Source organism: Duganella callida (assembly GCF_004614165.1).
GTDB lineage: Bacteria > Pseudomonadota > Gammaproteobacteria > Burkholderiales > Burkholderiaceae_D > Rugamonas > Rugamonas callida.
In genome coordinates, this window is sequence record NZ_SPVG01000132.1 from 1 (window position 1) to 18,185 (window position 18,185).

Sequence of the window (18,185 nt, forward strand, 5' to 3'; positions counted from 1 at the left end):
CACAACAGCCGCGCTGGCCGCCGCTGCGGCAGGCGGTGGCGAGGAGGCGGCCCAGCCGGATAAAAAAATAAAGCGCCTGTTCTGGTCGTACGGTGAGGAGCAGACGCCGGTGGCCGGGGTGTCGCGCTTTTATGTCGATCTTAATCTGCACGTGGAAACGGAAAACTACGGCGCCGGCGAGACGGTGGACGTGGAGATCGCCAATGGCGACGTGGAAGAAATTGCGGCCGGCCTCAAGACGCTCAAGCTGACCGCGACCGTGGACGCCAGTGGCAGCGCTGTCATTAAAAACGTGTTTTCAGGCAAGACGGTGGATATTTCCTCCAGCGCCTGACGCCGCCCAGCCGCAGTCGATGTAAATTGTCCAAGACATCATCGTGCAATCCTGTCAAAATGGTGTTTGGCATAGACCGCCGACTTGGACCCGCAATGATAGACCTGACCCTACATGACACCGGCCCCCAGGGCTTGCGCGTGCGCGAGTTCTACCTGGGCCGTCAGCCTATCCTGGACCGCAACCAGGCCCTGTTCGGCTACGAGTTACTGTTCCGTAACGCGCCGGTCGGTCCGGCCCACATCAGCAGCAATCTGACCGCCACCGCGGCCGTGATCGCCCACGCCTCGCAGCTGGGCATGGAAAAGACCATCGGCGATGCGCTCGGCTTCGTCAACGTCGATGCCGACGTGATCATGAGCGACATCTTCCCGTTCCTGCCGCGCGAAAAGGTGGTGCTGGAAATCGTCAACACCATGCAGCCGACGCCGCCGGTGCTGGCCCGCATCCAGGAACTGGCCGGCCACGGCTTCAGCTTCGCGCTGGACGACGTCAGCGGCGAAACCGCCGCCGTGCAGGCGCTGCTGCCCATGGTCGAATACGTCAAGATGGACATGCGCAACACCGAACTGTCGGCGCTGATCAGGCTGGCGCCGCGCTTCCGTCAGGACAAGAAAAAACTGGTGGCGGAAAAGGTCGAAAGCCGCGAGGAATTCAAGAACTGCCTGGACCTGGGTTTCGACTACTTCCAGGGCTATTACTTCGCGCGGCCGGTGATCATGAGCGGCAAGAAGCTGTCGCCGTCGCAGCTGGCGGTGATGGAGCTGATGACGCTGGTCACCTCGGACGCCGACAACCACGAGATCGAACGCGCCATCAAGCGCGACGTGTCGCTGGCGCTGAACCTGCTGCGGCTGGTGAACACGCCGGCGGTGGGCGCGCGCCAGCGCATCGATTCGCTGAGCCAGGCCGTCACCATCCTTGGCCGGCGCCAGCTGCAGCGCTGGCTGCAGATCATGCTGTACGCCGAGCCGAGCAAGCGCGGCCACAGCATGACGCCGCTGCTGATGCTGGCCACCACGCGCGGCCGCCTGATGGAATTGCTGGCCGGGAAACTGCGGCCCAGCCAGCGCGAAAGCGCCGATATTGCGTTCACGGTCGGCATCATGTCGCTGATGGACACCTTGTTTGGCATCCAGATGGGCGAAATCCTCCAGCAGATCCCGGTCAGCGACGAGGTGCGCGGCGCGCTGCTGCGGCGCGAAGGCTACTACGGCGGCCTGCTCAGGCTGACCGAGTGCATCGAGCGTATCGAAGACATGGACGACATCATCGTGCCGACCCTGCGCGACCTGGCCATGTCCACCGAGGATCTGGTGGAGCTGGAATTGGCCGCGTTCGAGTGGAGCGACAACGTGGTCCGCTACGCGCTGTAAGCGTCAGGTCGCGTGGCCGGCGCCGGGCCAGTGCTTGAGCAGTTCCGGATCGGTGCGCATTTCCCACAGCGCCAGCACCGCCACGGCGATGCCGATGATCAGCGAGTTCCACACCAGTTCGACATTGTCGCCCAGGCGCAGCACCCACGGCGACACCGCCACCCAGATGCCCACCAGCAGATTCAGCACGACCGCCCAGAAGTAGGTCTTGTACAGGTCGAAGGCCGCCAGCACCACGATCACCGCGCCGGAAACGAACGCGACCCAGGCCTGGGCCGAGCCGACCGGATAGCTGAATACCCATGGCGAGATGAAGAACCACAGGCCCAGCAGCAAGATCAGCTGGTCCTGCCAGCGTTTAACAGATGAATCGTTAGCCATAATTCCTCCCCTTGGTCGGGCCGCCGGATGGCGGTGTCTCTACTTAGTCCGGTCGCGCGAGAAAAAGTTCACCGCAATTGCCATTTACGTTATCCTGACTATCTGATAACAACCCGGACAGGATGACGCATGGCGGCAGAGTTACTGAGCGTGGAACAGATTTCCCGGTCGTACGGGACGCGCAAGGCGGTGGATGGCGTCTCGTTCAGGGTGAAGCAGGGGCAGACCGTGGGCCTGATCGGTCCCAACGGCGCCGGCAAGTCGACCACGGTCGGCATGATCTGCGGCCTGCTGCGCGCCGACAGCGGCCGCATCGTGCTCGACGGCGAGACAGTCGGGCAGGGCGCCAGCGCCGCCAAGCGCAAGATCGGCTTCGTGCCGCAGGACCTGGCGCTGTACGAGGAATTGCCGGCGATCGAGAACCTCAAACTGTTCGGCGCGCTGTATGGCCTGAAGGGCGCGGCGCTCAGGCAGCGCTGCGAGCAGGTGCTGGCGCTGGTCAACCTGGCCGACCGCGCGGCCGACAAGCCGGCCACTTTTTCCGGCGGCATGAAGCGGCGCCTGAACATCGCCGCCGCGCTGCTGCACGAGCCGCAGCTGCTGATCCTCGACGAGCCCACGGTGGGTGTCGATCCGCAAAGCCGCAACGCCATCTTCGACACGCTGGAAGCGCTGCAGGCGCAGGGCCGCGCGCTGATCTACACCAGCCACTACATGGAAGAGGTGGAGCGGCTGGCCGACCATATCGTCATCATCGATCACGGCAAGGTGCTGGCCGACGAGACGCCGGCCGCGCTGCATCAGCGCCTGCCGGCACAGGCGGCGCTGGAGGTCGAGCTGGCGACGGAACCGTCGGCGGCGCTGCTGGCCGGCGTGCGGGCGCTGCCCGGCGTGACGGCGGTGGAACGCAGCGGCGTCGCGCTGAACATCGGCCTGGCCGATAGCGCGCACGCGGCGCCGGTGCTGGCGTGGCTGGACGCGCAGGGCCTGGCGCTGCGTCACTTCGCCACCGCCCGCACTTCGCTCGAAAACATCTTCCTCAACCTGACCGGCCGCAGCCTGCGGGACTGACCATGACCGCCTTGATTGCCCTGATCCGCAAGGATCTTATTTTGTACGTGAACGACAAACGCGCGCTGATGTTGCACCTGCTGATGCCGGTGGTGCTGGCCGCCTTCTTCGGCTCCCTGTTCGGCGGCGGCGGCGAGAGCAAGACCAGCCGCATCGACGTCGGCCTGGTGCTGCTCGACCAATCCGCCAACGCGCGCAAGATCGCCGATGGCCTGAAAGCCGACAGCAATCTGCGTGTAGCGGAATTGAGCGACGCCGAGGCGCAGGCGCAGGTCCGCGCCGGCAAATTGCCGGTGGCGGTGGTGATCCCGGCCGGCTTTGGCGAGCACTCGGCATCGGCGCTGTTCCGCGGCCGCGACAAGCCCGAACTGCCGGTGTATTACGACCCCTCGCAATCGACCGTGCTGGCAATGGTGAAGGGCCTGCTGACCCAGCACGTGATGGAAGTGACCAGTGCCGCCGTGATGAACGGCGAGGGCAGCCAGACGGTCGAGCGCTATCTGGCCGAGCTGCCCGCCGCCAGAGACCGCAGCACGGAACAGGCGCAGCTCGGCGACTTCCTCGCCAGCCTGAAGAAATTCCAGGACGAGCGCGCGGCCACCCGCAGTGCCGCCGCCGATAACGCCAAGCCCGCCGCCGACGCGGGCAGCGGCGGCATGAGCATCCCCTACACCACCCACGATCAGGCGCTGAGCAGCGGGCCGAAATACAACGGCTACGCCCATTCGTTCGCCGGCATGGGCGTACAGTTCATCCTGTTCATGGGCGTCAACATGGGGATCAACATCCTGCTCGATCGCCGGCAGGGCATCTGGAGCCGCCTGCTGGCGGCGCCGGTGTCGCTGACCACGCTGGTCATGGGCCGCGCGGTGGCGGGCGCCATCATCGCCACCGGTTTGATGTGCGCGATGTTCGTCTGCGCCGCGCTGATTTTCAAGGTGGAGATCACCAGCCTGCCGGGCTTCATCGGCATGGCGGTCTGCTTCGGCCTGATGACGGCGGCTTTCGGCCTGCTGATCGCCGCCTTCGGCAAGACGCCGGAAGCGGCGCGCGGCATCGCCACCTTCGCCACGCTGATCATGGTGATGCTGGGCGGCGCCTGGGTGCCGTCCTTCGTCTTCCCGGAGTGGATGCAGACCGCCACGCTGGTGGTGCCGACACGCTGGGCGGTCGATGGACTGGACGCCGTCACCTGGCGCGGCCTCGATCTGGCCGGCGCCGCGCCGGCGATGGCGGTGCAGCTGGGCTTTGCGTTGCTGTTCGGCGGCCTGGCGCTGTGGAAGTTCCTTAAAGATCAGCAGCGCTGACATCCCATAAGCGGTCGGCCAGCATGGGATCGATCGCCCACGGCCGCACGCCGCGGCGCTGTTCCGCTTCGACGGCGGCGATGTCGCAGTCCTCGCAGTACACGCCGCCGATGCCGTCCAGCTGCGCGCTGGTGGCGCACCAGACGGCGGTGGCGGCGCCCTGCTGCACATTCTTCAGATCGCGCGCCGGATCGTTGATCAGGCGACCGTCGGCGTCGTGGACGCCGAAGCCGGCGATTTCCTCGGCCGTCAGGTGGCGCGCCAGCGGACTGAGAATACTGCCCGGATGCAGGGCAAATGCGCGAATGCCTTCATCCTTGCCGCGCGCGTCGGCGCCGACCGCGAACAGCACATTGGCCGTTTTCGATTGGCCGTAGGCCACCCACTTGTCGTATTCGCGTTCACGGAAATCGATATCGTCAAAATCGATGCCGGCGATCTGGTGCCCGCGCGAGGAGACCGACACAACGCGCGCCCCCTGCGCGCGTTGCAGCGCCGGCCACAGATGCCGCGTCAGGCGGAAGTGGCCGAGGTGATTGGTGGCGAACTGCGATTCATGGCCGCGCGCATCGCGCGCCAGCGGCGCCGCCATGATGCCGGCGCTGTTGATCAGCAGGTGCAGCGGCCGGCCGCTGGCGAGGAAACTGTCGGCAAAGGCGCTGACCGAGTCCGCCGCCATCAGATCCATCGCCGCCACCTCGACGCAGTCGATGCCGGCCAGCGCGGCCGCGGCCTGCCGTGGCGAGCGTGCCGGCACGACGACGCGTACACCGGCGCCGGCCAGCACGCGTACCGTTTCCAGTCCCAGGCCGGAATGACCTCCCGTGACGATGGCGACCTTGCCGGCCAGGCTGCGCGGCGCGTCGGCGATGACTTCGGCGGCGGTGGAGGCGGCCGTGTAGCCGCTGTGGAGTGGTGCTTGCATGGTAGGGCTCCGTGATGTGAGGGCCACACTATGGGGGCAGCGCGACAGACAATCTATGCTGCATAATCTGGTTTTCTGTCGCGATCATCCAAATCATGGCCGATCCACTATCCGATGTCCTCAACCTGCTGAATGCCCGCAGCGTGATTTCCACCGCGCTGGTGGCGGGTGCGCCATGGTCGGTGCGCGTCGGCGGCTATGAGGGCCTGAAATTCAACGCGATCCTGCGCGGTGACGCATGGCTGCAAGTGGAAGGCGAGCCGCCGCTGCATTTGCGGCAGGGCGATTGCTTCCTGCTGGCCAAGGGACGGCCGTTCGTGGTCGCCAGCGATCTGGCGCTGCCGCCGCGCGAGGCGCGTGAGGTATTTGCCAACGCCGTCGACCACGTGGCCCATTACGGCAACGGCGACGCCTGTCATATCCAGGGCGGCAAGATGACGCTGGATGCGGCCGTCGCGCCGCTGCTGGTGGATGCGCTACCGGCGCTGATCCATCTGCCCGCCGCCGCGCCGCGGGCGCAGACCGTGCACTGGCTGCTGGCGCGCCTGTCCGCCGAGATCGCGCAGCAGGAGGCTGGCAACGAAGTGCAGGCGCGCCAATTGATGCAGATGATGTTCATCGAATTGATGCGCGAATATCTGGCCGCGCCGGGCGGCGTGGCCCAGGGCTGGCTGGGAGCGATGGCTGATGCCGGCCTGCGCCGCGCGCTGCAGGCCATGCACGAGCAGCCGGGGCGCGGATGGACGCTGCCGGAACTGGCCGAGCGCGCGCACATGTCGCGCTCCGGCTTCGCCGCGCGCTTCAAGACGGCGGTGGGCATACCGCCGCTGGATTACCTGATACGCTGGCGCATGCACCTGGCCAGCCAGGCATTGCGCGACGGCGGCGCCTCGGTGGCGGAGGTGGCGGCGTCGGTCGGCTATTCCTCGGAGAGCGCATTCGGCAACGCCTTCAAACGCGTTCTGGGGCAGCCGCCGAAACGCTATCTGGCGGGCCTGATCAGCTCAGATTAGGCGCCAGCCAGCGTTCCAGTTCCCCCTTGTCGACGCCACGTCGCTGTGCCATGTCGCTCACCTGGTCGTCGCCGATTTTGCCGACCACGAAGTATTTCGACTCCGGATGGGCGAAGTAAAAGCCCGACACCGCCGCACCCGGATACATGGCGAAGGAGTCGGTCAGCTGCATGCCGATGTCCTCGGCCTGCATGGTCCTGAACATGTCGCGCTTGACGGTGTGCTCGGGGCAGGCCGGATAGCCTGGCGCCGGACGGATGCCGAGGTACTTCTCGCCGATCAGGTCTTCGTTGCTCAGCGCTTCGGCCGGCACATAGCCCCACAGGTCGGTGCGCACGCGCTCGTGCAGATACTCGGCGAACGCTTCGGCCAGGCGGTCGGCCAGCGATTTCAGCATGATCGACGAGTAGTCGTCGTGGGCGTCTTCAAAGCGCTTCTCGTGCTTCTCGATGCCCAGGCCGGCGGTCACGGCGAACATGCCGATGTAGTCCTTGACGCCCGATGCCTTCGGCGCGATGAAATCGGCCAGACACTGGTTGGGGCGCTGCACGCCGTCCACCACCGGCTTGACGCCCTGCTGGCGCAGGCCGTAGTAGGTGAAGTCCACGGTGCCTCGGCTGTCGTCGGTGTAGATCTCGATGTCGTCGTCGTTGACTGAATTCGCCGGCAGCAGCGAAATGACGCCGTTGGCGGTCAGCCAGCGGCCGTCGATCAGCTTCTTCAGCATGGCCTGGCCTTCTTCGAACACCTTGGTCGCGGCCTCGCCCACCACTTCATCGGTCAGGATGGCGGGGAAGGGGCCGGCCAGATCCCAGGTCTGGAAGAACGGACCCCAGTCGATGTATTTGGCGATGGTCGCCAGGTCGACGTTCCTGAACTCGCGGCGGCCGATGAACTTCGGCTTCACCGGCGCAAATTCCAGCTTCATCTTGTTGGCGCGGGCGTCGGCGATCGACAGCATCGGCAGCGCCTTCTTGTTGGCGTGCTGCTCGCGGATACGCACGTAATCCTGCTCGATCTCTTCGATGTACTGCGCACGCGATTCGGGCGTCAGCAGCGACTGCGCCACCGAGACCGAGCGCGAGGCGTCCGGCACGTACACCACCGGGCCTTCGTAGTGGTGGGCGATCTTCACGGCCGTGTGGGCGCGGCTGGTGGTGGCGCCGCCGATCAGCAGCGGGATCTTCATCATGCGGAAATGCTCATCGCGCTGCATCTCGCGCGCCACGTGGGCCATTTCCTCCAGCGACGGCGTGATCAGGCCGGACAGGCCGATGATGTCGGCATTCTCCACCTTGGCGCGCGCCAGGATTTCCGAGGCCGGCACCATCACGCCCATGTTCACCACTTCGAAGTTATTGCACTGCAGGACCACCGAGACAATGTTCTTGCCGATGTCGTGCACGTCGCCCTTGACCGTGGCGATCACGATCTTGCCCTTCGGTTTGGCGACGATGCCGGTGCGGCGTTCCTCCTCCGCCTTTTCCTCTTCGATGAACGGGATCAGGTGGGCCACGGCCTGCTTCATCACGCGCGCCGACTTCACCACCTGCGGCAGGAACATCTTGCCCTGGCCGAACAGGTCGCCGACGATGTTCATGCCGTCCATCAGCGGACCTTCGATCACGTGGATAGGGCGGCCATTGGCGGCGGCCACCTGCTGGCGCATCTCTTCGGTGTCGTCGGTGATGAACTGGGTGATGCCGTGCACCAGCGCATGCGCCAGGCGCTTCTCGACCGGGCCGTTGCGCCATTCCAGGTTGGCGGCTTCCTGCTTGCCGCCGGCCTTCAGCGTGCCGGCGAATTCGATCATGCGTTCGGTGGCGTCCTCGCGGCGGTTCAGCACCACGTCTTCCACGCGCTCGCGCAGTTCGGCCGGCAGGTCATCGTAGACGCCGACCATGCCGGCGTTGACGATACCCATGGTCATGCCGGCCTTGATGGCGTGGTAGAGGAACACGGTGTGGATGGCTTCGCGCGCCGGGTCGTTGCCGCGGAACGAGAACGAGACGTTGGACACGCCGCCGGAGATCTTCGCGTGCGGCAGATTGTCCTTGATCCAGCGGGTGGCGTTGATGAAGTCCACCGCGTAGTTGTTGTGTTCCTCGATGCCGGTGGCGACGGCGAAGATGTTCGGGTCGAAGATGATGTCTTCCGGCGGGAAACCGACCTGCTCGGTCAGCACCTTGTAGGCGCGGCCGCAGATCTCGATCTTGCGCTCGAAGGTGTCGGCCTGGCCTTTTTCGTCGAAGGCCATGACGATGACCGCGGCGCCGTAGGCCATGCACAGTCTGGCCTGGCGGATGAATTCCTCTTCGCCTTCCTTCATCGAAATCGAGTTGACGATGGATTTGCCCTGCACGCATTTCAGGCCGGCCTCGATCACCGACCACTTGGACGAATCGATCATGATCGGCACGCGCGAGATGTCCGGTTCGGAGGCGATCAGGTTGAGGAAGCGGGTCATGGCGGCCTGCGAATCCAGCATTGCCTCATCCATGTTGATGTCGATGACCTGGGCGCCGTTTTCCACCTGCTGGCGCGCCACGCTCAGCGCCTCGTCGTACTGCTCGTTGAGGATCATGCGGGCGAAGGCCTTGGAACCGGTGACGTTGGTGCGTTCGCCGACGTTGACGAACAGCGAGCTGTCGTCGATGGTGAACGGCTCCAGTCCGGACAGGCGCTGGGCGACCGGCACCTCCGGCACGGTGCGCGGCGCTACGCTGGACAGGATCTCGCCGATGGCCTTGATGTGGTCCGGCGTGGTGCCGCAGCAGCCGCCGGCGATGTTGATGAAGCCCGCCTCGGCGAACTCCTTCAGCAGCGCCGAGGTGTCGGCCGGCAGCTCGTCGAAGCCGGTGTCGCTCATCGGGTTGGGCAGGCCGGCGTTGGGGTAGATGCAGACGTAGGTGTCGGCGATCTGCGACAGCTCTTCGGCGTAGGGACGCATCAGCGCAGCGCCCAGCGCGCAATTCAGGCCGATGGTCAGCGGCCTGGCGTGACGCACCGAGTTCCAGAAGGCCGGCACGGTCTGGCCGGACAGGATGCGGCCGGAGGCGTCGGTGACGGTGCCGGAGATCATCAGCGGCAGACGCAGTTGCGCCGGGTGGTCGGTGTAGTACTTCTCGATGGCGAACAGCGCCGCCTTGCAGTTCAGCGTGTCGAAGATGGTTTCGACCAGCAGCAGGTCGACGCCGCCGTCGATCAGGCCCCTGGTCTGTTCGTAGTAGGCGTCCACCAGCTGATCGAAGGTGATGTTGCGCGCGCCAGGGTCGTTGACGTCGGGCGAAATCGAGGCGGTCTTCGGGGTCGGGCCGAGCGCGCCGGCGACGAAGCGCGGCTTGTCGGCGCTGCTGTACTTGGCGGTGGCGGCGCGCGCCAGCTTGGCTGCTGCCACGTTCATTTCATAGGCCAGGTGGCCCATGTGGTAGTCGTCCTGGGCGATCCAGGTGGCGCCGAAGGTATTGGTTTCGATGATGTCGGCGCCGCCGGCCAGGTAGCGTTCGTGGATCTCCTGGATCACGCCGGGCTGGGTCAGGGTCAGCAGCTCGTTGTTCCCCTTGACGAACAGCTCGCGCGCGCCGCTGTCGGCGGGGGCAGCGAAGTCGAGGAACTTGCCGTTCGGGCCGCCGCGATAGGCGATTTCATCCAGCTTGTACTGCTGGATGATGGTGCCCATCGCGCCGTCCAGGATCATGATGCGGCGGGCGAGGATCTCGCGCAGCTGGGCATCGGTGGGGGACATGGCGGAGCGGGACACGGAGTTGTTCATTTGATATCTCTGGGATCGTAGGGAACGCGCCACAAGCAAAGGGCGGTCTGGGATTATACGGCATAGCTGAATATGCTTCAGCCAGGCGCGGCATCGCCGCAACAATCTGCTGTTCGAGCACGGCTGATCCGCCTCAATGGTTTTATCCACCCCAAGCGGAGCAAAAGGCGAAATCAGCTTTACCCGATGGCAGCTTGGGCTAGAGCGTCGTCGAGGCGATCGTTGCCCCAGTACATATCCATGCCGACGAAGAAGGTGGGAGCGCCGAACAGGCGCAGGGTTTTTGCTTCGTCGCTGCGCATGTGCAGGCGCGCCTTGTTTTCGGGCGACTGGGCGGCCGCTAAAATGCGTTCTGCATCCTGCCCCATGGCGTCGAGAATGGTGCCGATACAGCTTTCACTGCCGATGTCCTGGTCTTCGGCGAAGTTGGCCAGCATGGCGCGGCTGCAGAAGTCGGCCATCCATGGCTGATCTTCGCCCAGCAACGCCACGCGCGCGGCCAGGATGGAGCGGCGTGGGAATGCGCTCGGCTGGCGCCATGGCAGGCCGTATTTGGCGCACTGCCGCTGCATGTCGATCCAGACGTAGGCGCCCTTGTTCTTTTGCAGGACGAAGGGCGAGTTATCCCAGCCCAGCTCTTTAAAGATGGGGCCGAGCAGGAAGGGCTTCCAACGTACGTTCACCTGGTTCTGACGCGCCAGGCGCATCACGCTCAGGTAGCTGTAATTGCTGGCGAAGTCGAACCAGCAGGTGATTTCGTTCATGTCTGTCTCCTCATGCGTGCATGGAGATTATGCGGCACCTGGCAGATTTCGGACGCGCGCTCGGAGTGTTGTAGTTCGCGACTTGATCATCGCGCAAGCCGTTGCAGCCGCGCGCCAAGACGATATACTTTCTTCTTTCAACGAAGGAAGTGCAGCACATGAATATCAATTTGACCATGCGTTTGCTCTGCGCCGCCGGTGTGCTGGTGTGCGCCATGAACGCGCAGGCAGATAGTTTTGTCTCTTCAGCATCGAGCGCCGGTTCGGCGTCGAGCGGCAGCATCTCCGATTCGCTGAATGGATCGAGCAACAGCTCCAGCGGCAACAATCGCCGCGTGGCCGATGGTCACTACCGCATCATCGACATCGGCATCACCCCCGACCGCGCCGAGCGTACCCGCATCACCATGCAAATGGACGACGACGCCCGGCAGCGCGTGGTGCTGGACATGCCGCAATCCACCTTCGCCCAGCAGAACATGAACGCCGGCGATGTGATGTATGCGCACAACCGCGTGTACGGCATCGAATTCGGCCGCGCCGACAAACAGCAGCCGTTCTACCTCGTGCTGAAGGATGAATGGTACGGCGAGCTGGCTTCCCGTCCGCTGTAATGTCGAAGCGCGCCTTGTCGGCGTTGGCATTGGTCTGCCTGGCCGGCGCCGCGCAGGCCAGTAGCGGTTCGGGCGTGTCGCGCTTCTGCGACCGCGACCAGCCGCTGACGGCGGCGGAGCAGGACCGCCTGCTGCGCTTTGCCGGCGTCCTGCGGGAGGAATTGTCCGCGCAGGATGGTATCGCTTTGGTCAGCCGTTCCGGCCTCGATTTGTCGCGCTTCGGCATACGCTATTCTCATGCGGCGCTGGCCTGGCGTTCCGAGGAAGGGCAATGGTCGGCACGCCAGCTGTACTACGCCTGCGACGAAAGGCGTCCGCGCATCTACGATCAGGGACTGGCCGGTTTTGCCATGGGCACCGATGATCCCAGGCTCGGTTTTGTGTCCATCGTCAGGTTGCCGCAGCCGGCATCGCTGGCGCTGCGTCCGGCCCTGCTGGACCGCGAGCGCGCGCTGCATCTGCTGGCCGCGCAATACAGCGCCGATGCCTACGCCTACAGCGTGCGCTATCAGAACTGCAATCAGTGGGTGATCGAGATGCTGGCCGCCGGCTGGGGCGATCTGCCGGATGGCGACGATCTGCGCGAGCGCGCGCAGCGCTGGCTGAAACAGGCGGACTACGCTCCGCAGCCGGTCGATGTCGGCTCGCGCTTCTGGATGCTGGCCTCGTACTTCGTGCCGCTGCTGCACCTGGACGATCATCCGGACCAAGACAAGGATGCACTGCGCTTGCATATCAGCCTGCCCACCACGCTGGAGGATTTCGTCCACACCCGCTTCCCGGCCAGCGAGCGTGTGGAGCTGTGCCACGATGATAAACGGGTCGTCATCCATCGCGGCTGGACGCCGATCGCCGAAGGCTGCACGCCGGGCGAGGGCGATCGTGTCCTTGCGCTGGACGATTAGGCCAGCACGGTCACCAGCTTGTCCTTCGGACGGCGCACCTTCTTCAGGTTCACCAGCCAGTCGCCGTCATCGGCGCGATAGCCCAGTGGCAGCATCACCACACTGCGCAGGTTGCGCTCTTTCAGCGACAGGATCTCGTCGACCTTGGCCGGGTCGAAGCCTTCCATCGGCGTCGCGTCCACGCCTTCGAAGGCGGCGGCGATCAGGGCGCTGCCCAGTGCGATGTAAGCCTGGCGCGCGGCGGCCTGGTAGTTGGCTTCATCGCCGCGCGCGGCCACGATGCCCAGCAGCTGCTTGCGGTACGCTTCCCAGCCTTCGTTGACAAAGCCGCGCACTTCGTTGGTCAGGTCGAACATCATGTTCACGCGTTCCGGCGTGATGTTGTCCCATGCCGCGAACACCAGCAGGTGCGAAGCGTCGGTGATCTGGCCCTGGTTCCAGCCCACTTCACGGATTTTCGCGCGCAGCTCCGGATTCTCCACCACGAACACTTCGAACGGCTGCAGGCCGCTGGAGGTTGGCGTCAGGCGGATCGCTTCGAGGATGCGTTCCAGCTTGTCGGCGGCGATTTTTTTGCTCGGATCGAATTTCTTGGTGGCGTAGCGCCAATTCAGTTTGTCGATAACGTCGGTCATTGCGGGCTCCATGGTTGAAAACTGCCCATCGCCTGCAGGCATGGGCGGACTTACCTATAATAAGTTTCAAGTCAACTTGAGGGTCAAGTGCAAAATGAAAATCGGTGAACTCGCAAAGAAATCGGGCGTCGCGCCGTCCGCGATCCGCTTTTATGAAGAGCAGGGATTGCTGGCGCCGATCTCGCGCACGGCGGCCGGCTACCGCGAATATGCGAGCAATGCGCCCGACCGTCTGGAGCTGATCCAGGGCGCCAAGAAACTGGGCTTTTCGCTGGACGACATTCGCGGCATGCTGGAGGAGAATGGCAAGTGCTCGATCGAGAAGACCAGGCGGCAGACCGCCATCCTGCTGAAGGAAGTGGAAGCGCAACAGGAGGCGCTGGCCCGGCGGCACGCCGCCTTGCTGTATCTGCGCGAGGCGCTGACGACGCGCGAGACCGATATCAACCTCGCGTGCCGCGAACGCTTCAACTTAAACTGAAAAGCTCAGCCCTTCGAGGGGGAAGCCCTTGATGAACTCCGCCGCGGGCAGGCGCTTGCCGCCCGGTTTCTGCAGCTCGGTCAAACGCAGGGCGCCGCTGCCGCAGGCCACCACGATGCCGTTCTGCGCATCGGCCGACAGCACCTTGCCGGCCGGCGCGTTGCCGCCTTCCAGCACCTCCGCACCCCACAGCTTGACGTTGACGCCGTTCACCACGCCATACGCGCCGGGGAATGGATTGAAGGCGCGGATCTTGCGGCCGATATTTTCCGCCGAATGCGAAAAGTCCAGCGCCGCTTCTTCCTTGCTGATCTTGGCCGCGTAGCTGACGCCTTCCTCCGGCTGCACCACCGCTTCCAGTTCGCCGTGCCGCATCTTGTTGAGCGCCTCGACGATCATCTTGCCGCCCAGTGCGGCCAGCTTGTCGTGCAGGCTGCCGGTGGTGTCGCTGTCTTCGATGGCGACGCGTTCGGTCAGCAGCATCGGGCCGGTGTCCAGGCCTTCTTCCATTTCCATGATGGTGATGCCGGTCTCCTTATCGCCGGCCTCGATCGCGCGGTGGATCGGCGCGGCGCCGCGCCAGCGCGGCAGCAGCGAACCATGGATGTTCAGGCAGGTCTTGATGTCCAGCGTGCTGCGCGGCAGGATCAGGCCATAGGCCGCGACCACCATCACATCGTAGGACGTGGACAGCAGGCGCTGATGCGCGGCCCTGGCTTCCTCGGCGCGCTGCGGGTCCTTGCTGTCCATGCGCAGCGACAGCGGCTGCAGCACTTCGATGCCCTTGGAGACGGCGTATTGTTTGACGGCGGACGGCTGCAGCTGCATGCCGCGCCCGGCGGGACGGTCGGGCTGGGTCAGGACCAGGGGGATGTCGAAGCCGGCTTCGACCAGCGCTTGCAGCGCCACGGCGGCGAATTCCGGCGTACCGGCGAAGATCACTTTCATATTATTTCCTTATGATTTGTGACGGTGCGCCGGCCGGCAGCAGCGCAGCCGCTGGCCGGCGGTGGAGAGAGAATAGCTTAGTAACGGCGGCCTTGCGCGCGCAGTTGCGCTTCGCGCTGGGCGCCGCGTTCTTCCTTCTGCAGCTTGGTCTTGATGCGGTTGCGCTTGAGCGGCGACAGGTATTCCACGAACACCTTGCCCTTCAGGTGGTCCATCTCGTGCTGGATGCAGACCGCCAGCAGGCCGTCGGCGTCCAGTTCGAACGGCTGCCCCTTGACGTCGTAGGCGCGCACCTTGACTTTCGACGGGCGCTCGACGCCGTCGTAGATGCCCGGTACCGACAGGCAGCCTTCGTCGTAGACCTGCTTGTCGTCGCTGGACCAGAGGATTTCCGGATTGATGAAGGCGGTCAGCGCCGATTTGTCTTCGGTGATGTCGATCACGATCACCTGCTCGTGCACGTCCACCTGGGTGGCTGCCAGGCCGATGCCGGGCGCTTCGTACATGGTCTCGGCCATGTCGGCGACCAGCTTTTCCAGGCGCTCGTCGAACACGGCGACCGGCGCGGCTACTTTGTGCAGGCGCGGATCGGGGTAACGCAGAATATTTAAAATAGCCATGAACTGTGTACTAATGATATCTAAGTGAACGCCTTGCCAACAGGCGCCGTGGAAGCCCTCCCAAAACGCAACAACCGCGCGGGAGACCGTAGCGCGGTTCGCTTGCTAGTTGAGGGTTTTATGGGCAGAATTTGATTCAATCTGGCAAGCTTTACTGATCAGCTGCCGTGTGCCTGCGGCGCACTTACTGGATCTACTAATGAAAAATTTTAGCACAGTCAGTACCCGCTTGTTGATTGCCGCCCTTTTTTCCGGCCTGACGGCGGCCTCGGCGGCGCCAGTTTGTCGCTTCCGTGCCGACGCGCCCGACCAGCACCTGGTGGTCAAGGGCGATACCCTGTGGGACATTGCCGGTACTTTCCTCGACAAGCCGTGGTGCTGGCCCACAGTCTGGGGCATGAACCGCGATGAGATTGCCAACCCGCACTGGATTTATCCGGGCCAGATCATCTGGTTCGACCGCGCCGCCGGCCGCCTGCGGCTCGGCAATCCGGTCGTCGCCGATGGCGCCGCCGCCCTGGGCGCCGAACGCTTGCAGCCGCGCGTGCGGACCGAGGGCCTGGGCCGCGACGCCGTGCCGTCGATTCCACCGGGCGTGATCGAACCCTTCCTGACCCAGCCGCTGATCATCGAGGACGACGAACTGAAAGGCGCGCCGCGCATCGTCGCCACGCAGGAGGGGCGCGTCTTCCTGGGCAAGGGCGACAAGGCGTACGTGCGCGGCGACTTGCAGGGCAACACCACGTTCCAGGTGTTCCGTCCCGGCGCCGCGCTGAAAGATCCCGTCACCCAACAGATCGTCGGTTACGAGGCTTTCTATTTAGGCACGCTGAAACTGCAGGCCGACGGCGGCGATGTGCATACCTTCAGCGTCGCCACCGCCAGCCAGGAAATGGGCAAGGGCGACCAGCTGCGCGCGGTGCCGCCGACGCCGATGCAGAATTATGTGCCGCATCCGCCCCAGCAGGCGGTGGATGCGCGCGTGGTGGCGATCTATGGCGGCGTCACCCATGCCGGCCAGAATCAGATTGTCAGCATTAATCGCGGAAAGCTTGACGGACTCGATATCGGCGCCGTGCTGCAGCTGTACCATGCGGGAAGAACTGTGAGCGATGCCACCGCGCCCAAGGGCTGGTTCGGCCGCGAGCAGCAGGTCAAGCTGCCGGATGAGGAAGTGGGCAGCTTGTTTATCTTCCGCGTGTTCAAGCATATTTCCTATGGCTTGATCATGCAGGTGACGGCGCCGGTGGAAGTGGGCGACGTCGCCAAGTCGCCGGAGTAAGCCGCGCCGTGCACGCCACGGATACCCATATCGCCCTGACGGAGGCGGAACTGGAAAGCTGGCTGCGCCTGCAGCAGACCGACGGCGTCGGCCTGTTGACGGCGCACCGGCTGCTGGAACAGTTCGGCTCGCCACAGGCCATCTTCGAAGCCAGCCGCGCGCAGCTGCTGCCGCACCTGACCTGGCCGCGCCAGGCCGATGCGCTGCTGGGCCCGCGTCCGCCGCGGCTGGCGGCGCAACTGTACGCCACGCTCGCATGGCAGCGGGAGCCGGGCAACCGCTTGCTGGCGTTCGGTCATCCCGGCTATCCCGCGCTTCTGCGTAACATCATCGCCGCGCCGTTGCTGCTGTACGTCAAGGGCCGTGCGGACTTGCTGGCGCGCCCGGCGCTGGCGGTGGTGGGCGCGCGCAATGCCAGCCGCCAAGGCGCGCTGAACGCCGAGCGCATGGCCGAGGCGTTGTCCGATGCCGGCCTGACCATTGTCTCCGGGCTGGCGCTGGGCATCGACGCGGCCGCCCACACCGGCGGGCTGAAGGGGCCGGGCAGCACGGTGGCGGTAGTCGGCACCGGCGCCGACCGTATCTATCCCGCCCGCAACGGCGCGCTGGCGCGGCGCATCGCCGAGGAGGGCTGTTTGGTCAGCGAATATGCGCTGGGCACGCCGCCGCTGAGCGGCAATTTCCCGCGCCGCAACCGTGTCATCAGCGGCCTGTCGCGCGGCGTGCTGGTGGTGGAGGCGGCCGCCAAGTCGGGGTCCCTGATTACGGCCGGGCTGGCGGCGGCGCAGGGACGCGACGTGTATGCGGTGCCCGGATCGATCCATGCAACCTTGTCCAAAGGCTGTCACCAATTGATACGCGAGGGCGCCAAGCTGGTCGAAACGGCGGCCGATGTCTTGCATGCCATGCAAATGGTGTCCGACGGACAAGCCGGCGCGCGGCCCGGCTACGACGACAGCTTCGTCGACCGCGTGCTGGACGCCATGGGCGAGGATGCCGTGCAGGCTGAGGTTCTGGCGCTACACTTGAATCAATCCGCAGCCGAGCTGCAGGGCCAGTTGCTGGCGCTGGAACTGGCGGGCTTACTGGAGCGCCTGCCCGGCGGCATGTTCCAGCGCTTGCGCGGATGAAACAACGAAGTGGTGCGACACTTGTGTGCAATCTGTTTTAGCTGATAGAGTAGAGCCATGTTCGACGTCCTTGTTTACCTCTACGAAACGTATTACCGTCCCGATGCCTGTCCGGAACCGGCTGCATTGGCCAAGAAGCTGTCGGCTGTCGGTTTTGACGACGTCGAGATCTCCGAGGCCCTGGTGTGGCTGAATGACCTGACCGCCATGGCCGGCGTTGAACACACGCTCACTGCTTCCTCGACCGGCACCCGTTTCTACGTGGATGAGGAGGTCGACGCGCTCGGCCCGGCGGTGATCGGCTTCATCCAGTTCCTCGAATCGGCCAAGGTGTTGTCGCCGCTGCAGCGCGAAATCGTCGTCGAGCGCGCGCTGGCGCTGGACGAAGGCCCGGTGTCGCTGGGCAAGATCAAGGTCATCGTGCTGATGTTGCTGTGGAGCCAAGGCAAGGAACCCGACGCGCTGATGTTCGACGATCTGTTCGGCTCCGACGAAGACCAGGCGCCCCGCCTGCTGCACTGATACGCCTGAAGCAACAATCCAATCCGCTTCCGGTTGCGGCGTCAACACTCTTCAATTGCGTTTTGACAAGTATTTCACATGGCTGGCTTGCTATCTACGCCACAA

At 64.7% G+C, this 18,185-nt stretch carries 18 protein-coding genes; 11 read left to right on the forward strand and 7 right to left on the reverse strand.

Annotation, left to right across the window (positions count from 1 at the left end; translation table 11 throughout):
• Positions 1–334, forward strand: a 334-nt coding sequence (locus E4L98_RS30005) for a hypothetical protein (protein WP_205746716.1), incomplete at its 5' end; no start/stop codon positions are given.
• Positions 335–429: 95 nt separating this feature from the next.
• Entirely contained in the window at positions 430–1,710 is a 1,281-nt protein-coding gene (locus E4L98_RS12980) for an EAL and HDOD domain-containing protein (RefSeq protein WP_135201974.1), read from the forward strand.
• 3 nt (positions 1,711–1,713) lie between these two features.
• On the opposite strand, the gene E4L98_RS12985 is transcribed toward E4L98_RS12980, so the two are convergent.
• Positions 1,714–2,091 carry an SPW repeat protein gene (locus tag E4L98_RS12985; RefSeq protein WP_135201975.1) on the reverse strand — a complete coding sequence of 126 codons (378 nt, stop codon included), beginning with the start codon at positions 2,089–2,091 and terminating at the stop codon, positions 1,714–1,716.
• Between the two features lie 129 nt (positions 2,092–2,220).
• On the opposite strand from E4L98_RS12985, the gene E4L98_RS12990 reads away from it, so the two are divergent.
• Together E4L98_RS12990 and E4L98_RS12995 are read left to right on the forward strand one after the other, a co-directional pair.
• On the forward strand, positions 2,221–3,162 hold the full coding sequence (locus E4L98_RS12990; protein ID WP_135201976.1) for an ABC transporter ATP-binding protein: 942 nt from the start codon (positions 2,221–2,223) through the stop codon (positions 3,160–3,162).
• A gap of 2 nt (positions 3,163–3,164) precedes the next feature.
• Complete coding sequence (locus E4L98_RS12995; RefSeq protein WP_135201977.1) at positions 3,165–4,469, forward strand: ABC transporter permease; 1,305 nt, start codon at positions 3,165–3,167, stop codon at positions 4,467–4,469.
• Here E4L98_RS12995 and E4L98_RS13000 read toward each other — a convergent pair.
• Positions 4,450–5,394 carry an oxidoreductase gene (locus E4L98_RS13000; protein ID WP_135201978.1) on the reverse strand — a complete coding sequence of 315 codons (945 nt, stop codon included), beginning with the start codon at positions 5,392–5,394 and terminating at the stop codon, positions 4,450–4,452. The genes E4L98_RS12995 and E4L98_RS13000 overlap by 20 nt on opposite strands.
• Positions 5,395–5,489: 95 nt before the next feature.
• On the opposite strand from E4L98_RS13000, the gene E4L98_RS13005 reads away from it, so the two are divergent.
• Complete coding sequence (locus E4L98_RS13005; RefSeq protein WP_135201979.1) at positions 5,490–6,407, forward strand: AraC family transcriptional regulator; 918 nt, start codon at positions 5,490–5,492, stop codon at positions 6,405–6,407.
• On the opposite strand, the gene metH is transcribed toward E4L98_RS13005, so the two are convergent.
• Positions 6,394–10,152 (reverse strand): methionine synthase, encoded by a 3,759-nt coding sequence (gene metH / locus E4L98_RS13010; protein ID WP_135201997.1) that lies wholly within the window; start codon positions 10,150–10,152, stop codon positions 6,394–6,396. The two genes, E4L98_RS13005 and metH, sit on opposite strands and share 14 nt — an antisense overlap.
• 206 nt (positions 10,153–10,358) lie before the next feature.
• Complete coding sequence (locus E4L98_RS13015) at positions 10,359–10,943, reverse strand: 2-hydroxychromene-2-carboxylate isomerase (protein WP_135201980.1); 585 nt, start codon at positions 10,941–10,943, stop codon at positions 10,359–10,361.
• A 158-nt stretch (positions 10,944–11,101) separates the two neighbouring features.
• On the opposite strand from E4L98_RS13015, the gene E4L98_RS13020 reads away from it, so the two are divergent.
• Positions 11,102–11,557 (forward strand): hypothetical protein, encoded by a 456-nt coding sequence (locus E4L98_RS13020; protein WP_135201981.1) that lies wholly within the window; start codon positions 11,102–11,104, stop codon positions 11,555–11,557.
• On the forward strand, positions 11,557–12,462 hold the full coding sequence (locus tag E4L98_RS13025; RefSeq protein WP_135201998.1) for a DUF2145 domain-containing protein: 906 nt from the start codon (positions 11,557–11,559) through the stop codon (positions 12,460–12,462). The genes E4L98_RS13020 and E4L98_RS13025 overlap by 1 nt, the downstream gene beginning before the upstream one ends.
• Here E4L98_RS13025 and E4L98_RS13030 read toward each other — a convergent pair.
• Positions 12,459–13,097 (reverse strand): NAD(P)H-dependent oxidoreductase, encoded by a 639-nt coding sequence (locus E4L98_RS13030; RefSeq protein ID WP_135201982.1) that lies wholly within the window; start codon positions 13,095–13,097, stop codon positions 12,459–12,461. The genes E4L98_RS13025 and E4L98_RS13030 overlap by 4 nt on opposite strands.
• Before the next feature lie 94 nt (positions 13,098–13,191).
• Here E4L98_RS13030 and E4L98_RS13035 point away from each other — a divergent pair, with 94 nt between their 5' ends.
• Entirely contained in the window at positions 13,192–13,578 is a 387-nt protein-coding gene (locus E4L98_RS13035) for a MerR family transcriptional regulator (RefSeq protein ID WP_135201983.1), read from the forward strand.
• Here the strand turns inward: E4L98_RS13035 and fmt are convergent.
• Both fmt and def read right to left on the reverse strand, forming a co-directional pair.
• Positions 13,570–14,526: a methionyl-tRNA formyltransferase gene (gene fmt, locus E4L98_RS13040; protein ID WP_135201984.1), complete on the reverse strand. Its 957-nt coding sequence runs from the start codon at positions 14,524–14,526 to the stop codon at positions 13,570–13,572. The two genes, E4L98_RS13035 and fmt, sit on opposite strands and share 9 nt — an antisense overlap.
• Positions 14,527–14,603: 77 nt before the next feature.
• Positions 14,604–15,146, reverse strand: coding sequence for a peptide deformylase (def, locus tag E4L98_RS13045; protein WP_135201985.1), 543 nt, complete (start codon positions 15,144–15,146; stop codon positions 14,604–14,606).
• Positions 15,147–15,345: 199 nt separating this feature from the next.
• Between def and E4L98_RS13050 the strand changes: the two genes are divergently transcribed.
• The 3 genes from E4L98_RS13050 to E4L98_RS13060 are packed head-to-tail and all read left to right on the forward strand — an operon-like array spanning position 15,346 to position 18,080.
• The gene (locus tag E4L98_RS13050) at positions 15,346–16,428 is read left to right on the forward strand and encodes a LysM peptidoglycan-binding domain-containing protein (RefSeq protein ID WP_135201986.1); all 1,083 of its coding nucleotides are present in this window, start codon (positions 15,346–15,348) and stop codon (positions 16,426–16,428) included.
• Positions 16,429–16,436: 8 nt separating this feature from the next.
• Positions 16,437–17,558 (forward strand): DNA-processing protein DprA, encoded by a 1,122-nt coding sequence (gene dprA / locus E4L98_RS13055; protein ID WP_135201987.1) that lies wholly within the window; start codon positions 16,437–16,439, stop codon positions 17,556–17,558.
• A gap of 57 nt (positions 17,559–17,615) precedes the next feature.
• A complete protein-coding gene (locus tag E4L98_RS13060; RefSeq protein WP_135201988.1) occupies positions 17,616–18,080 on the forward strand; it encodes a Smg family protein in 465 nt (154 codons plus the stop codon).
• Positions 18,081–18,185 lie beyond the last annotated feature (105 nt).

What these genes read in the sequence shown, in the direction of transcription:
- E4L98_RS12980 (WP_135201974.1), top strand. Translation starts at nt 430, where the DNA reads ATGATAGACCTGACCCTACATGACACCGGCCCCCAGGGCTTGCGCGTG.
- E4L98_RS12985 (WP_135201975.1), bottom strand. Translation starts at nt 2,091, where the DNA reads ATGGCTAACGATTCATCTGTTAAACGCTGGCAGGACCAGCTGATCTTG.
- E4L98_RS12990 (WP_135201976.1), top strand. Translation starts at nt 2,221, where the DNA reads ATGGCGGCAGAGTTACTGAGCGTGGAACAGATTTCCCGGTCGTACGGG.
- E4L98_RS12995 (WP_135201977.1), top strand. Translation starts at nt 3,165, where the DNA reads ATGACCGCCTTGATTGCCCTGATCCGCAAGGATCTTATTTTGTACGTG.
- E4L98_RS13000 (WP_135201978.1), bottom strand. Translation starts at nt 5,394, where the DNA reads ATGCAAGCACCACTCCACAGCGGCTACACGGCCGCCTCCACCGCCGCC.
- E4L98_RS13005 (WP_135201979.1), top strand. Translation starts at nt 5,490, where the DNA reads ATGGCCGATCCACTATCCGATGTCCTCAACCTGCTGAATGCCCGCAGC.
- metH (WP_135201997.1), bottom strand. Translation starts at nt 10,152, where the DNA reads ATGTCCCCCACCGATGCCCAGCTGCGCGAGATCCTCGCCCGCCGCATC.
- E4L98_RS13015 (WP_135201980.1), bottom strand. Translation starts at nt 10,943, where the DNA reads ATGAACGAAATCACCTGCTGGTTCGACTTCGCCAGCAATTACAGCTAC.
- E4L98_RS13020 (WP_135201981.1), top strand. Translation starts at nt 11,102, where the DNA reads ATGAATATCAATTTGACCATGCGTTTGCTCTGCGCCGCCGGTGTGCTG.
- E4L98_RS13025 (WP_135201998.1), top strand. Translation starts at nt 11,557, where the DNA reads ATGTCGAAGCGCGCCTTGTCGGCGTTGGCATTGGTCTGCCTGGCCGGC.
- E4L98_RS13030 (WP_135201982.1), bottom strand. Translation starts at nt 13,097, where the DNA reads ATGACCGACGTTATCGACAAACTGAATTGGCGCTACGCCACCAAGAAA.
- E4L98_RS13035 (WP_135201983.1), top strand. Translation starts at nt 13,192, where the DNA reads ATGAAAATCGGTGAACTCGCAAAGAAATCGGGCGTCGCGCCGTCCGCG.
- fmt (WP_135201984.1), bottom strand. Translation starts at nt 14,526, where the DNA reads ATGAAAGTGATCTTCGCCGGTACGCCGGAATTCGCCGCCGTGGCGCTG.
- def (WP_135201985.1), bottom strand. Translation starts at nt 15,146, where the DNA reads ATGGCTATTTTAAATATTCTGCGTTACCCCGATCCGCGCCTGCACAAA.
- E4L98_RS13050 (WP_135201986.1), top strand. Translation starts at nt 15,346, where the DNA reads ATGAAAAATTTTAGCACAGTCAGTACCCGCTTGTTGATTGCCGCCCTT.
- E4L98_RS13060 (WP_135201988.1), top strand. Translation starts at nt 17,616, where the DNA reads ATGTTCGACGTCCTTGTTTACCTCTACGAAACGTATTACCGTCCCGAT.